The sequence below is a fragment of the Mesorhizobium sp. M0030 genome (assembly GCF_040323695.1).
Classification (GTDB): Bacteria; Pseudomonadota; Alphaproteobacteria; order Rhizobiales; family Rhizobiaceae; genus Mesorhizobium.
Genome location: NZ_JAMYVE010000008.1, coordinates 165,501 through 179,808, shown reverse-complemented (window position 1 = coordinate 179,808; position 14,308 = coordinate 165,501). Strand labels below are relative to the sequence as shown.

Annotated in this window: 15 protein-coding genes; 9 read left to right on the top strand and 6 right to left on the bottom strand. The window is 63.8% G+C overall.

From position 1 onward, the window contains the following. Positions 1-30 precede the first annotated feature (30 nt). The 3 genes from frp to NKJ80_RS17900 all read right to left on the bottom strand — a co-directional run bounded on the left by frp (position 31) and on the right by NKJ80_RS17900 (position 1,724). Positions 31-366: a fluorescence recovery protein gene (gene frp, locus NKJ80_RS17910; protein ID WP_023704781.1), complete on the bottom strand. Its 336-nt coding sequence runs from the start codon at positions 364-366 to the stop codon at positions 31-33. Positions 367-440: 74 nt separating this feature from the next. Beyond that, a complete protein-coding gene (locus NKJ80_RS17905) occupies positions 441-716 on the bottom strand; it encodes a hypothetical protein (RefSeq protein ID WP_023729215.1) in 276 nt (91 codons plus the stop codon). 96 nt (positions 717-812) lie between these two features. Continuing rightward, positions 813-1,724 carry a LysR family transcriptional regulator gene (locus tag NKJ80_RS17900; protein WP_023818559.1) on the bottom strand — a complete coding sequence of 304 codons (912 nt, stop codon included), beginning with the start codon at positions 1,722-1,724 and terminating at the stop codon, positions 813-815. Positions 1,725-1,826: 102 nt separating this feature from the next. Here NKJ80_RS17900 and NKJ80_RS17895 point away from each other — a divergent pair, with 102 nt between their 5' ends. From NKJ80_RS17895 to NKJ80_RS17885, 3 genes are all read left to right on the top strand, one after another. Next, positions 1,827-2,465 carry a DsbA family protein gene (locus NKJ80_RS17895; protein ID WP_352498044.1) on the top strand — a complete coding sequence of 213 codons (639 nt, stop codon included), beginning with the start codon at positions 1,827-1,829 and terminating at the stop codon, positions 2,463-2,465. A gap of 52 nt (positions 2,466-2,517) precedes the next feature. Next, the gene (locus NKJ80_RS17890; protein ID WP_023692222.1) at positions 2,518-3,126 is read left to right on the top strand and encodes an NAD(P)-dependent oxidoreductase; all 609 of its coding nucleotides are present in this window, start codon (positions 2,518-2,520) and stop codon (positions 3,124-3,126) included. A gap of 165 nt (positions 3,127-3,291) precedes the next feature. Then, on the top strand, positions 3,292-4,023 hold the full coding sequence (locus NKJ80_RS17885) for an SDR family oxidoreductase (RefSeq protein WP_023753996.1): 732 nt from the start codon (positions 3,292-3,294) through the stop codon (positions 4,021-4,023). Here NKJ80_RS17885 and NKJ80_RS17880 read toward each other — a convergent pair. Further along, on the bottom strand, positions 3,974-4,906 hold the full coding sequence (locus NKJ80_RS17880) for a LysR family transcriptional regulator (RefSeq protein WP_023751826.1): 933 nt from the start codon (positions 4,904-4,906) through the stop codon (positions 3,974-3,976). The two genes, NKJ80_RS17885 and NKJ80_RS17880, sit on opposite strands and share 50 nt — an antisense overlap. Positions 4,907-5,170: 264 nt before the next feature. On the opposite strand from NKJ80_RS17880, the gene NKJ80_RS17875 reads away from it, so the two are divergent. The 5 genes from NKJ80_RS17875 (at position 5,171) to NKJ80_RS17855 (ending at position 10,953) form a co-directional block, all read left to right on the top strand. Further along, positions 5,171-6,085 carry a dihydrodipicolinate synthase family protein gene (locus NKJ80_RS17875; protein ID WP_023804410.1) on the top strand — a complete coding sequence of 305 codons (915 nt, stop codon included), beginning with the start codon at positions 5,171-5,173 and terminating at the stop codon, positions 6,083-6,085. Between the two features lie 237 nt (positions 6,086-6,322). Continuing rightward, entirely contained in the window at positions 6,323-8,185 is a 1,863-nt protein-coding gene (locus NKJ80_RS17870; protein WP_023804411.1) for an ABC transporter ATP-binding protein, read from the top strand. Next, positions 8,185-10,071, top strand: a complete 1,887-nt coding sequence (locus NKJ80_RS17865) for an ABC transporter ATP-binding protein (RefSeq protein ID WP_352498043.1) — start codon at positions 8,185-8,187, stop codon at positions 10,069-10,071. Before NKJ80_RS17870 ends, NKJ80_RS17865 begins: the two co-directional genes overlap by 1 nt. A gap of 367 nt (positions 10,072-10,438) precedes the next feature. Continuing rightward, positions 10,439-10,603, top strand: coding sequence for a DUF3309 family protein (locus NKJ80_RS17860; RefSeq protein ID WP_023667887.1), 165 nt, complete (start codon positions 10,439-10,441; stop codon positions 10,601-10,603). A gap of 215 nt (positions 10,604-10,818) precedes the next feature. Continuing rightward, positions 10,819-10,953 carry a hypothetical protein gene (locus NKJ80_RS17855; protein ID WP_352498042.1) on the top strand — a complete coding sequence of 45 codons (135 nt, stop codon included), beginning with the start codon at positions 10,819-10,821 and terminating at the stop codon, positions 10,951-10,953. Positions 10,954-10,959: 6 nt separating this feature from the next. Here NKJ80_RS17855 and NKJ80_RS17850 read toward each other — a convergent pair whose 3' ends face one another. Beyond that, a complete protein-coding gene (locus NKJ80_RS17850; protein WP_352498041.1) occupies positions 10,960-12,126 on the bottom strand; it encodes an MFS transporter in 1,167 nt (388 codons plus the stop codon). Positions 12,127-12,228: 102 nt separating this feature from the next. Then, positions 12,229-12,456, bottom strand: a complete 228-nt coding sequence (locus tag NKJ80_RS17845) for a DUF1127 domain-containing protein (protein WP_023686977.1) — start codon at positions 12,454-12,456, stop codon at positions 12,229-12,231. 255 nt (positions 12,457-12,711) lie between these two features. On the opposite strand from NKJ80_RS17845, the gene NKJ80_RS17840 reads away from it, so the two are divergent. Then, entirely contained in the window at positions 12,712-14,229 is a 1,518-nt protein-coding gene (locus tag NKJ80_RS17840; protein WP_352498040.1) for a winged helix-turn-helix domain-containing tetratricopeptide repeat protein, read from the top strand. Positions 14,230-14,308: the final 79 nt, after the last annotated feature.

The window sequence follows — 14,308 nt, the reverse complement described above, 5'->3', positions numbered from 1 at the left end:
ATGCAGCGCCAAGGTCCCCGAAGAGGACCCCTACCCTTCGCGATTCCAGCTGGCGTATTTTCGGATCGTTTGCCGCTTGTCTTCCGACAAGCCAACAAGGAGATTCTCCTCGAGATAGCCTTGCCGGATGAGATTGGCGAAGACCTGTATTAGCTGTGAATAGCGATAGTCGAACATCTGGTCGATCTTCCGTCGCTGCTGCCGCAGAAAGTCTTCGACATCCCATATTTCGGAAGGCGTTGCCGCAACGTGGGCCCTGCTCTTGAGTTCAGCCAACGTCTTGTCGAGCGCCACCTTCAGCGCTGCGTCATAGGCAGTGCGGGCGACTTTCTTTTCGGACGGAGACCATTTCTCACCAGCGGTCATCGACTGTCTCTATCGTGTTCGCGGCGGCCGTCATCCGGTAACCCTGGGACGCAGGACCCCGCCTTTGGGACAATCTACTTTCCGCAATGGTGATCGTTGACCTTGTTCAGCGCATTCGCGTCCGGCCCGACCCGGTCGTAAGAGCACGGGCCGGCCGCCGTGGTGATCAGCATTTTGTCATAGTAGCGCGGGCCGCCGAACAGGGCGTAGATGAGGTCGCGATGGGCGGGGACGTAGCGTTCGGGTTCTGGCTGACGATGGCGATGCTTGTCTTTGGCGACAGCCGCTGTGGACAGGCTGCAGCCGACAGCGAGAGCGAGCATGCAGGTCGCAAAGATCTTGGTGGTCATCGGCAGTACCCCTTCTGACGGTTCGGAATCGCAGCATATCCAAAAGCGCCTGCCGAACAAAGGTTCCCTCGCCGGCATTGCCGGCCGGTGCCGAGATCAGCCCGCACTGCGCGCGCGCCGCCGTTCGGCTGCAACCAGGAGGTCGACGAAAGCGCGCACCTTGGCCGGCCTGAAGCGCGCCGGCGGGAAGACGGCATGGATGCCACCGGACGGCAAGGTCCAGTCCGCGAACACCCGCACCAGCCGGCCGCGCGCAATGTCGTCGGCGACACTGTAATCCGGAAAGATGCCGAGGCCGATGCCGGCCAGCACGCAGGACAGCACGCCTGGTGTCTTGTCGCAGCTGACGACGGGGTTGAGTTCGGCCAGCACCGTTTCCGTGCCCCTCGAGAACAGCCATTGGCCGACCCCGCGCAACTGGGCGTTGCCGACCCAGGGCAGCGACTTCGCCTGCCTGGGGCTGGCTTCCCCAGGCAGCCTGGCGGCCAGTTCCGGGCTGGCGACGACGAATTGCTGCAGGCTGCCCAGCCGCCGTGCCAGATTGCTGGAATCGGCAAGCCAGCCGACGCGGATGCCGAGATCGATCTGCTCGTCGACCAGGTTGCTGACCGCATCGTCGAAGATCGTCTCGACCCGCATTTTCGGATATTTTCTGAGATAGGCGGCGATGGTCGGCGCCACGACCTTCTCGCCATAGTCGAGCGGCGCCGTCAGCCGCAGCGTCCCCGTCGGCTGCGCCGCGCGCTGCGAAATGTCGCCATAGGCTGCCTCCGCCTCGCGCAGGATGATCGCGGTCCGGTCATAGAACAGACGACCCTCTTCGGTCGCCGTCACGCGCCGGGTCGTGCGCCGCAACAGCGTAGCGCCAAGCTCTTCTTCGAGCTTGCCGACCTGATGGCTGACCACAGCCTTGGCAACATCGAGACGGTCGGCAGCGGCCGTGAACGAGCCGGTCTCCACCACGGTGGCGAAGTAAACGAGCCGGTTGAGATTGAGGAGTTCGGTCACAGGCCGCTCATTGTCTGATTTTATCAGACAGTTTGTATGATTGATCGCTATTTTTCGCAAGCGGTCCAGCTGTCATCTATCGGGCAACAGAATGAGGCCGCCATGACCAATGCAACCCTAACCTATCTTTTCGACCCGCTCTGCGGCTGGTGCTATGGCGCCACGCCGATGCTGGATCGACTGGCCGCCGGCGGGACCGCGCTCCAACTGCTGCCGGTGGGGCTTTTCTCCGGTGCCGGCGCGCGGCCGCTGGATGCAGGTTTTGCCGCCCACGCCTGGGACAATGACCAGCGCATCGCGCGGCTGAGCGGACAGCGCTTCAGCCAGGCCTATCTCGACAATGTGCTCAATGTCAGCGGCACCTTGCTCGATTCTTCCGCTGCCACCATGGGCATCAACGCCGCCGGGCTGGACGACTGGCGCCAGGAACTTGCGGCACTGAAGGCGATCCAGCATGCCCGCTATGTCGACGGTCGCGATATTGTGACGGTTGACGGCGTCGCCTCGGTACTGACCGACGCCGGCATGAGCGACGCGGCAAAGCTTTTGAAAGCGCCGACGCAGCCGTTTCTGGCGAAGCATGACGACCTGGTCAGCCGCGGGCGGATGTTGTTCCAGCGGCTGCATGTCAATGGCGTTCCCGCGCTCGCGGTGATCGGCCAAACGGCGCCGCGCCTGATCGGCGCCAACGCGCTGTTCGGCAGCTACGACAATCTCGTCGCTCACATCGAGGCGGCGTAGGCCCAGAAATTCTCCCCAGACGAAATTCTCCCCAGACGAAAGGAAAATCCCCATGAAAATCGCACTTATCGGCGCGTCCGGCCAGGTCGGCTCGCGCCTGCTTAAGGAACTCTCCGATCGCGGTCACAGCGTCACCGCCATTGCCCGGCATCCAGACAAGATCGCGGCACTTCCGGGCGTGACTGCCAAGAAGGGCGACGTCTTCGACAAGGATGGCCTTGCCGCCCTGATCAAGGGGCATGACGCGGTGATCTCCTCGGTTCATTTCCTCGACAGCGATCCCGATACGCTTATCGCAGCCGTGCGTGCTTCCGGCGTCAAACGCTACCTCGTCGTCGGCGGCGCCGGCAGCCTTGAGGTTGCGCCCGGCAAGCGCCTGGTCGACACGCCGACCTTCCCTGATATCTACAAGGCCGAGGCGCAGAAGGGCGCCGACTTCCTCGACACGCTACGGACGGTCGACGATCTCGACTGGACCTTGCTGTCGCCTTCGGCGCTGTTCGTCGCCGGCGAGCGGACCGGCAAATACCGCATCGGCAAGGACACGCTGCTGACGTCCGACAAGGGCAGCAGCATTTCCTTCGAGGACTACGCCATCGTCATGGCCGACGAGATCGAAAAGCCGGCGCATATCAAGCAGCGCTTTACGGTCGGCTATTGAGCGCACTTCTATTGACAGGTGGGCCACTCGACGGAGTGGCCCGCGTCGGTTCCTATCGACGATAGTGCCATCGGAGTCTCCGATGGCACTATCGCTTTCTTCCGTTTCCACTCCTGCCGCCGGTCTGCGACTCTCGCCGGAGCGGTTCAGGACAGGAACGGAAACATGGCAGACATCGCAAAATCGAAAATCGCTATCATTGGCGGCAGCTCCGGAATGGGGCTGGCGTTGGCAAGGCGGTGCCTGGACTCAGGCGCCGAAGTCATCATAGTCAGCCGCAGTGAAGCCAGGCTCAAGCGTGCCGGCGAGGCGCTGCAGAACCCTTCCGCTTTGAGCGCCGTCGCGGCCGATATCGCCAGGGAGGATCAGGTCGCTGACCTGTTCAAGCGAATTGGCCGGCTCGACCATATCGTCAGCACCGCCGCCGATATCGAAGGCGCCTATGAGCTATTGCCTTCAGTCGACCTGAAGGCGGCGCAGCGGGTCGTCGAAAGCAAATTCTACGGGCCGCTGCTGCTCGCCAAGCATGGCGCGCCGCAGCTTTCGGCCAACGGCTCCATCACCTTCACCTCAGGCATCGCCGCCTACCGGCCGGCGGCGCGCGGCTCGGTCGTTGCCGCTGTCAACGCTGCGCTGGAAGGGTTGGTGCGGGCGCTGGCGGTCGAGCTGGCGCCGGTCCGTGTCAACGCCGTCTCGCCGGGCTGGGTCGACACGCCGATCTGGAGTTTTGTGGCCGGCGACAAGAAGGACGAGACGCTCGATGCAATGGCCAGGCGCCTGCCGGTCGGCCGCGTCGGACAGCCGGACGACATTGCCGATGCCATCGCCTTTCTGATGGGCAACGGTTTTACGACAGGGACGGTTCTGCATGTCGAGGGCGGTCATCGGCTGATCTGAGCGCAGCGAAATTCCTGGCCGCGGCCGCCAGCAGCAGTTTCAGCGCCGGCGGCTGAACCCGCCGGCGGCGCCAGACCATGACCAGCGACGCCGTGCGGGCCGACCCCGGCCACGGCAATTCGACGATCTCGCCGCGATCGAGCGCGTCGGCAACGGCCAGCCGCGGCACCAGGCCCATGCCGACACCAGTCGCCACCAGGCCCGCAATGGCGCCGATGCTGCCGACTTCGGCGGCAAGTTCTGGCGCTGCAATCTCGGCAAAGGCAGTGTCGAACAGATGCCGGTAGACGCATCCGGTTTCCGTCACCACGAAACGCATCGCGGCGAGCGCGGCTAGGTCGTTCTGTCGCGATGCGGCCGCATGCTCAGCTGATGCGACAAGGACCAGCGGCTCGGCCGATATCGTGCGCCTGGCCAGGCGTTCATCCAGACCGCCCTTGTCGAAACAGAAGGCGACGTCGATCTCGCCTTCTTCGAGCTGCCGCAGCAGGGCATCGCTGCCGGCGATTTTGAGCCGCAGACCGATCTCCGGGTGGTCGCCTTGAAAGGCCGCCAGCCATTGCGGAAGTTTGACAGTGGCAATCGTCTCCAGCGCGCCGACCGTAACCGTTCCGGCGGTCATTCCCGTCGTTGCCTCGACCGCAATACGCGCCTCCTCCGCCAGTTGCAGAATCTCTTCCGCATAAGGTTTCAGCGCGTCGCCGGCCGTCGTCAGGTCGAGGCCGTGGCGCGAGCGGATGAAGAGGACGACGCCAAGTTCGCTTTCCAGCGACTGGATCTGGTCGCTGACGCTCGACTGCGCCAGATGAACCTCCCGCGCTGCACGGGTGATATTACGGTGCCGCGCCACGGCGAGGAAGGTCTTGAGCAATCGTGGGTGCATGCCGTTTCCGGATCTGTCTCTGTTCGACATTTCGGGCTTGGCTGGTCCACTTGCAACCCTGGTCCATTTGCAACCCCGGTCCATTTGCAACCCATTGACGCCGGCGTCATCAGGTTGCGGCAGACCGAAGGGCCAGAATTTCGCGGCAATGACCCGCAAGTTTTCCCACGGCCGGCGCGGTGGCCCAAGAGATCGCCTCTGGCAGATCGCATCGTACGTATGCTCTATGCCAAGCTGATTTCCAGCACCGATGGAAGGACCGACATGACCCGCCCGCAAGGAACCATCGCCCCGATCCTGACACCGTTCGAAAATGACGGCCGGATTGCTCGTGACTTGTGGATCTCACACGCCAAATGGGTGCTGGGCCAGGGCGCGCATTTCCTGTCGCCGTTCGGCACCACGGGCGAGGCACTGTCGCTCTCGCTCAATGAGCGCATGCAGGCGCTGGAATGGCTGATCGAGGCCGGCATTTCGCCGGCGCGCATGATGCCCGGCACCGGCGTCACCGCACTCCCCGAAACCGTCGAACTTTCGAAGCACGCGGTCGGCCTCGGCTGCGCCGGCGTGATGGTGCTGCCATCATTCTTCTACACGGCCGCCGGGGATGAAGGCCAGGCGCGCTACTACAGCGAGCTGATCGAACGGGTGGCCAACCCGGCGCTGAAGATGATTCTCTACCACATCCCGCAGAACTCCGGCGTGCCGGTAAGCCCTGCCCTGACCGCCCGGTTGAGCGCGGCGTTTCCAGAGACGGTCGTCGCCTACAAGGATAGCGCCGGCGACTGGAACAACACGGCGGCGGTGATTGCCGCCGCACCCGACGTCGCGGTGTTCCCCAGCTCGGAGGCGCAACTGACCAAGGGGCTCGCCAGTGGTGCTGCGGGCTGTATCTCCGCGACCGTCAATCTCAACGCTGCGGCCATCCGCGCCCTCTACGACGCGACGATCGCTGGCCAAGACGTCACGGAAGCGGACGCCGCGATCAGGGCGTTCCGCAAGGTGATCCAGGATGCAGGCCTGATCCCGGCAATGAAGGCCGTGCTGGCGGTGCGCTCCGGCGACAAACGCTGGCTCAACCTGCGCGCGCCGCATGAGAATGCGACGCTGGAAAGCGGCAAGGCGCTGCTCACTGCGCTCGGTCCCGCAGCCGATCACATTGGCCGAGGTCACGCATGATGGCGGTTGGCGCAACCCACATGCTCGCATCTTTTCAATCGGCCTAAAGTGACGAGCCTGCCGCCTCTAACGCCGACACGGGCTTAAGCGGTCGCGGACGATCAGCCCCTTTCAGGCACAGTGCGATACCGCCATTGGCCCTTGAACGGTCAAAATCGAGGCGTACCATCGCGGTATCTGAAACTGAGTCTGTTTTCATTCGTCTGGGCTAATGTCCGGACCGGATTGGATATTTCCTTGGCAAGGGACGCAACCAGCGGCGCGGCGAAGCGCGGCAAATCGTTTGCCCATGTGGCGGAGGCGTCCTGGGGCAAGGGCCTCAGCACGCTGCTGCGCATCGTGCGCATGACGCTGCGCCATCCTTGGCAAGTTGCGATCACCATCGCCTCGACTTTCATCGCCGCGACGCTGCAGCTGTTCATCCCGCGCCTGCTGGGCCACGCCATCGACCAGGCGCAAGGCGTGATGGCTGGAGGCGGCGGCGCGGCGGCTGAGCAGGCGCTGTGGACGACGGCGATCACCTTGCTCGTCGTCAGCATCCTGCGCGGCCTCTTCACGATGGCGCAGAATTATTACGGCGAGGCCGTCGGCCACCGCACCGGCTATGAGCTGCGCCTGGCTTTCTACGAAAAGATCCAGCGGCTGAGCTTTTCCTTCCATGACCGGGTGCATACCGGCGACCTGATCACGCTTGGCCTGCTCGACCTCGACGGCGTGCGCATGTTCTTTTCCACCGGCATATTGCGCGTGGTGCTGCTCGGCGTGCTGATCGGCGTCGGCTCCTATCTCCTGATCAGCACCGATCTCGAGCTCGGGCTGCTCAGTCTGAGTTTCGTGCCGTTCGTCGCCTGGCGCTCCTCGGTCACACAGCTCAGGCTGCGCAGCACCTGGCTGACGCTGCAGGAGCGGCTGTCGGTGCTGAGCCGGGTGATGGACGAGAACCTCGGCGGAATCCGCGTCGTGCGCGCCTTTGCGGCGCAGCGGCATGAGCTGGAAAAATTCGACCGCGCCAAGAAGTCGGCGCTGGAGCTTGCCGACCAGCGCGTCGACATCCGCGTCTCCAACACCAGCGCCATGAATTTTTCCTTCCTGGCGGCCATGGGCCTGGTGCTGTGGTTCGGTGGCCAGAAGGTGATCGCGGGCCAGATCAGCGTCGGCACGCTGGCGCAGTTCCTCACCTTCATGACCATCCTGCAGATGCCGGTGCGCCAGCTCGGGCTGATGGTCAACTCGTTCGCCCGCGCCTCGACCTGCGGCACAAGGCTGTTCGAGCTGCTCGACGCCGAACTTGACATCGAGGATGCGCCCGATGCCAAGGATCTCGTGGTCAGCGAAGGCGTGCTGCGCTTCGACAATGTCGGCTTCCGCTACGCGGGCGCCGGCGGCCGGCCGGCGCTGTCGGGCATTTCCTTCGAGGCCAGGTCCGGCGAGACCGTCGGCATTGTCGGCCCGCCGGGCAGCGGCAAGTCGACCATCGCGCATCTGATCCCGCGCTTCTACGATGTGAGGTCAGGCGCGATCACCATCGACGGGCAGGATATACGCGAGGTCACGCTGCAATCGCTGCGCAAGGCGGTCGGCGTCGTGCAGCAGGACGCCTTCCTGTTCACCACCTCGATCGAAAACAACATCGCCTATGGCAATCCGTGGGCGCGCGAGACCCGCATCGGGCAGGCGGCTGAATACGCCCAGCTGCACAATTACATCATCGGGCTTCCGGCCGGCTACACCACGGTCGTGGGCGAGCGCGGGTCATCGCTTTCCGGCGGCCAGCGGCAGCGCCTGACCATCGCCCGCACCCTGATGCTGCGGCCTTCGGTGCTGGTCTTCGACGATTCCACCGCGGCTGTCGACGCCGGCACCGAGCAGCGAATCCGCACCGCGATGAAGCGTTTCGCCAAGGACCGCGTGACGCTGATCATCTCGCACCGGCTGAGCTCGCTGATGCATGCCGACCAGATCCTGTTCGTCGAGAATGGCCGCATCGCCGAGCGCGGCACGCACCAGGAATTGCTGGCGCTCGGCGGACGCTACCGCGCGCTTTACGACCTGCAGCTGCGGTCGGACGACGATTTGCCGGTGGCGGTGGGAGCCGCATGATGTCGACACAGAACGACGACCAGAAGGAAGACACCAGCCGGCGGCCCACCAGGGCCGTTGTCGGTTCGCACCGCGACGAGGAAGAGGTCTTCGGCAAGGTCTACGATCCGCGTATCGTGCGCCGCATCTGGAGCTTCGTGAAACCGTATCAGGGCCGGATCTTCATCTCGGTTGCCGCCGTGCTGGTGTTCACGCTGACGCAATTGGCGATCCCGCTGGTCATCCGTTACGCCATCGACCACGGCATGGCCGCGGGCAAGGCCGACCGCTCGGTGATGAACTGGGCGATCGGCGCCTTCGCTCTGATCATCCTGATCAACTATGGCGCCAGCTATGTCCAGGAAAGTGTCGTCGGCAAGGTGGCCGAGAATGTGCTGTCGGATTTGCGCCGCGCCATGTTCAGCCATCTGCAGCGTGTGTCGCTGAGCTTCATGGACAAGACCGAAGTGGGACGGTTGATGTCGCGCCTGCAGGGCGACGTCAATTCCATGCAGGAATTCCTCGAGACCTCGGTGATGTCGGTGGGCGACATCGTGCTGCTGTTCGGCATCGTCAGCGTGCTTTTGTGGCTCGATTTCCGGCTCGGTCTGCTGACGCTGTCGACCATGCCGGCGTTGTTCATCGTGCGCCTGTTCTGGCTGCCGCGCGCCAAGGTCGCCTTCATGGCCGCGCATGAGACCAACTCGATCGCCAATGGCGCGCTGGCCGAAGGCATCCATGGCGTTCGCACGGTGCAGAGCCTGGAGCGCCAGCACGTCAATTTCGACCTTTATGACGAGAAGGTGCTGGCCAATCTCAGGGCTCACCTGACCTCGGCCAAATATGCGCAGGTGATGGTGCCGATCGTCGACACGCTGACCGGCATTGCGATGGCAACCGTGATCGTCGTCGGCGGCTCGATGGTGCTGTCGCACAGCCTCGACATCGGCGTCATGGTGGCGTTCCTGTTCTATATCCAGCGCTTCTTCGACCCGATCCGCTCGCTCACCATGCAGTACTCGGTCATGCAGCGCGCCATGGCGTCGGGCCAACGCATCTCCGAAGTGCTGGACGTACCGGTCGATGTCAGCGACAGACAGGGCGCGGTGACGCTGACGCGCGACATGGACGGTTCGGTCGAGTTCAGGAACGTCACCTTCGGCTACCGGCAGGACCAGCCGGTGCTGAAAAACATCTCCTTCCGCGTCAATCCGGGCGAGACGGTTGCGCTTGTCGGCCCCACCGGTTCGGGCAAGTCGAGCTGCATGGCGCTGGTGCACCGCTTCTATGATGTCTGGTCGGGCGAGGTGCGGGTCGGCGGCCACGATGTGCGCGACGTGACGCAGGATTCGCTCGGCGATCAGGTGGCGATGGTGCTGCAGGAGCCGTTCCTGTTTTCCGGCACGGTGCTGGAGAACATCCGCTACCACAAGACATCGGCTACCCGCGAAGAGGTTGTGCGCGCCGCGCAAGCCGTTGGCGCGCACGACTTCATCGAGCATTTGCCTGACGGCTACGACACCGAGCTCGAACAGCGCGGCGGCAATCTGTCCCTCGGCCAGCGCCAGCTGATCAGCTTTGCACGCGCCCTGGTGGCGGATGCCAAGATCCTGGTGCTCGACGAAGCCACGGCCAGCATCGACTCCTACACCGAGATGCTGATCCAGAAGGCGCTGGTCACGCTGCTGGAGGGGCGCACCGGCCTGGTCATCGCCCATCGGCTGGCGACCATACGCGGCGCCGACCGCATCATCGTGCTGCAGAACGGCGAGATCGTCGAAAGCGGCAACCACGAGCAGCTGATGGCGGCCAAGGGCCTCTATGCCAGGCTCTACAACATGAACTACGCATCGTTCGACGATATTGCCGAGGAAGACATAGGCGCGCTGGCCGGCAAGGCGACGTGAGCTGCTGCCGGTTCGGCTCGACTGGAAATGGTGAGGGGCCAAAACTCGTCGTCGACCAATTCGGCTTTCAGATGTCGACACGTTTCAGCTCGCCTTCCAGCGTAAGCCCGGCCTCACGCCTGCCGCGCGTTCAGGTGGACGAGCCGCCGGCCGCCTTAAGGGCGATCCCGCGTAAATTCTGAATTCTACGCGCCGCCCAGCGCGCGCGATGGCACGCTCAGCTTGCGCCTGAACCTCAGCAAACGCCGTGATGATGGCTTTCGTTCCTTAGCCGTCGGATGAAAATCGCCGGGGAACAGGAAGGCTTGCTGGGAGTTTAGTTCTTCGAGCGGCGCCGTGAACGGCGCGGCAGCGAAGGAGACGGCATATGGGCCTGGGTACCATTCTAATTATCATCCTGATCATCGCGTTGCTCGGCGGCTTCAGCGGCCTCGGCGGCGGCCCGTTTTACGGCACTGGTTACTATGGCGGCGGTGGCCTCGGGCTGGTGCTGATCATCGTGATCATTCTGGTTGTTCTCGGGCGAATATAGCGTCGCCACTGGCGGCCGCCGAGTTCTACGGCGGCCGCGTTTTCGCCTGACATCGAGGTTTGAAGACATGGCAGCTGAAGACATTGCTGGTCCGGAAACACTGGGCCGGCGTCGGCGCGAGCGAGAGCGAACGCGACGAGCTGGGATATCCTAATGGTGGCACTATCCGAAGGCGGCGGGCGTAAGCTGCAGACCCCGACACCCGCCTGGCGGCCGTGGCGTTCATCGAGGCGGATCGGACGTTTCGAGAAACGCAGGACGGCGACCAGGCGAGTTCGGCCTTTCTCGCTCTTGTCGACAAGGGCAGCATCGGCCTGAAGGCCGCATTGGCAGGCACGCCTTACGCCTGAACGCGGTCAAACCCGCCGTAGCTCCGCCAGCAGAAACACCACCAGTACACAGCACAGCAGGCCAAGCGACGACGGCAGTCCCTGATGTCCGGTCAGTTGCATCGCCAGCCCTGCCACGGGGGAGCCGACGATGCCGCCTGTGCCCCATACGAACGCGAAGGCGGCATTGCCGGCGATCAAGGCTTGACCGGTGAAACGCTCGCCGAGCTGGATCAGCGACAGCGTGTAGATCCCGAACGAGACGCCGCCCCAGACGAAGAAGAGCGGCCAGACAAGCCATGTAGCGAAGAGCAACGGCAACAGCAAACAACCGGCCAGGCAAGCCAGGACACAGAACAGCATCGTCGGCTTCGAGCCAAACCGTTCGGCGGCGCGCCCAAGCACGACCTGCAGCACGGCATTGCCGGCGATGAAACAGGTGATGAGCGAAGCGATGCGCTGCTCAGTGCTGCCGAGCGCGGCACCATAGACCGCGAACAGCGAGAGCAGGACTTGCTCGAAGGCGGCAGCCGTGAAGACTGCGAACAAGAGCAGCGGCGCCAGCGCGAAGAAGCCGCCGACCGACACCGCTTCGCCCTCACGCGGCATGTCGGGCAGGCGCGGCGCGACGGCAAGCACGATCAGGCCGCAGACAAGGAAGGCCGCGCTGCCGATGATGAAGGGTGGCCATCCTTGCGTGCCGACCAAGCCTAGCGACAGCGGGCCGAGGCCAAAGCCGGCGGAAACGATGGAGGAGTATAGGCCCATGATGCGGCCTCGGCGTGCGGCGGGTGTGATCGAGACCAGCCAGGTTTCACTGATCACGTAAAGCGGATTGGCAAAGAAGCCGAGCAGGAAGCGCAACGGCATCCAGGCCCATACATCCTGCGTCCAGGCAATCGCGATCAGGACGGTTGCTGCCAGGATCGAACACACAACCGCAAAGCGCGCCGCGCCCACCCGCCGGACCAGCGCCGGCGTGAAGAGCGACGATATAATGAAACCCAGAGGCGTCATCGCGGCCGAGAGGCCGATAAGGCCCGGTGTCGTCCCTTGCCGTTCCAGGATGAAGCTGAGCAGCGGATACGTCAGCCCCTGTGCTATGGCGAACACCGTAACTGTCGCGATGATGCCGGCCATCGCGGCCCATGCGATGTGGTTCTCCGGCGGTGACGTCGCGTCTTCGGCGCTCATGCCGACTTCGAAGCAGGATCGGCACGTTCCGGCAAGGGCAAATGCCGGCAAAGTGCCGCGGCACGCCCAAACAGGCGGTCGGGTCTTATCCGCGACATCAACTCACACTTGCCAGAAGCGTTTTACGATTTCGGCCTCGACCTGGCGTCTGGTCAGACCGATATCGTCGATCAGGTGCGGATTGGCCTCCGCCATCTGCTTGAGGTCCCAGCGAAAGCGTATCCGCTCGCGCCAGGCCGCGATCATGCCCCGCGGGCTTGTCAGATGCGGGCGAGGCGACACCGCCTTTTCTGGCCAGGCTGCACGAGCAGAAGCAAGGGTATCGTTCATGGCAACCTCCATTCGGTTTAACGGGCGACAGCCCAAGGCTTGCAAGAGGTTGAACTCTGCCGCATGCGGACGGCGCCGTAATTAAGCCCGGCCAAATAGTTCTCAAAAGTTCCAAACTGGCTAGAGCACCTCGCCGTTTCATGGAAACGGCGAGGTGCTCAACTCTTTGTTTTGACGCCATACGTCCGTGAAGCGCTCCGCCGCGCTTTCCCGTGGGAAAACCGCCTTCACACCTTTCCTGGAATTGCTCTATAGATGCGCGTTATGCAGGGATCGCGCTTTGCCTTTGGTCCGTTCGTGCTTGATCCGGGTGCGGGAACGCTCCTTCGGGACCAAGTTCCCGTCGCCGCCGGCCACCGCGGACTGCAGCTGCTGGCGGCGCTCGTCGCCCGGCCCGGCGAGATCGTGGCCAAGGCCGAGTTGATGGATGCGGCATGGCCAGGCACCGCCGTTGAGGAAGGCAACCTCACCGTCCAGATTGCGCAATTGCGCAAGCTGCTGGGTCCGACCACGAACGGCGGAGAATGGATATCGACCGTTCCGCGCGTCGGCTATCGCTTCGCCGGCGCCATCGAACAGCTCGGCGACGATAAGCGACAGGCTTTGCCGCTGCCCGCCAAACCGTCGATAGCCGTGCTGCCCTTTGCCAATTTCAGCAACGACCCCGAGCAGGAAGCCTTCGCCGACGGGTTGACCGAAGACCTGATCACCGACCTGTCGAGGATCGGCGGCCTGTTCGTCATCGCGCGCAACTCGACCTTTGCCTACAAGGGCAAGGCGGTGGATGTGCGCGAGGTCGCCAGGGAACTTGGCGTGCGCTATCTCTTGGAGGGCAGCGCCAGACGCGCCGCCGGGCGCGTGCGCATCAACGCCCAGCTGGTCGACGCGCTGAGCGGCGAGCATTTGTGGGCAGACCGCTTCGATCGCGGCCTGGAAGATATCTTTGCCGTTCAGGACGAGGTGACGGCCAAGATCGTCGAGGCGCTGCTTGGCCGGCTGCGCGCGCCGCTGCCGCGCAACCGGCCCCGAAATCTCGAGGCCTACGATCTGTGCGTGCGAGCCCGCAACCTGATCGACGTCTCGCCGGAGACGGCGCGCGAAGCGCATCTGTTGCTGACGCGCGCGCTTGCGCTCGATCCGGACTATGCCGAAGCCTATCGCTGGCTTGCCATGAACCACTGGATGGGATGGGTGCATTGGGGAGAGCCCATTGAGCCTGCCCGCGGCCTTGCCCTGGAACTGGCGCGCAAGGCTGTGGCGATCGATCCCAACGATGCCGGCTGCCACTGGGTGCTTGCTAACCTGCTTGCCTATGAGCGCAGATTCGACGAAGCGGATGTGGGATTTGCCAAGGCGTTCGAGCTCGACCCGAACGAGGCCGATGCCTGGGCGACATTGTCCGACATCGCGGTCTTGGCCGGGCGCGTCGAGGACGGCCTCGACTATATCGGCAAGGCGTTCCGGCTGAACCCGTTTCCGGCAAGCTGGTACTATCTGACGCTCGGCCAGGCGCAATATGCGGCGCGCGACTATGAAGCTGCCGTCGAAACGACGCGCCGGGACGAGACGTATCGGACAAGCTCGCGCCGTTTCCTTGCGGCAAGCCTTGCGCAACTCGGCCGGATCGACGAGGCGCGCGCCGAGGTCGACTTGTTCCTCGTCGCGAACCCACATTTCACCACCCGTCACTGGGTCGAGACGGAGCCGTTCCGCGACACTGCCACGCTCGACCATTTCGTCGATGGCTTCCGAAAGGCCGGACTTCCGGAGTGACGGACCGGCGTGCTCGATCGATGCAGGCACCGTCGGTTGCGGCTCAATCTGTCAATGTTTGCAAGTCGCGAGGCCGCTC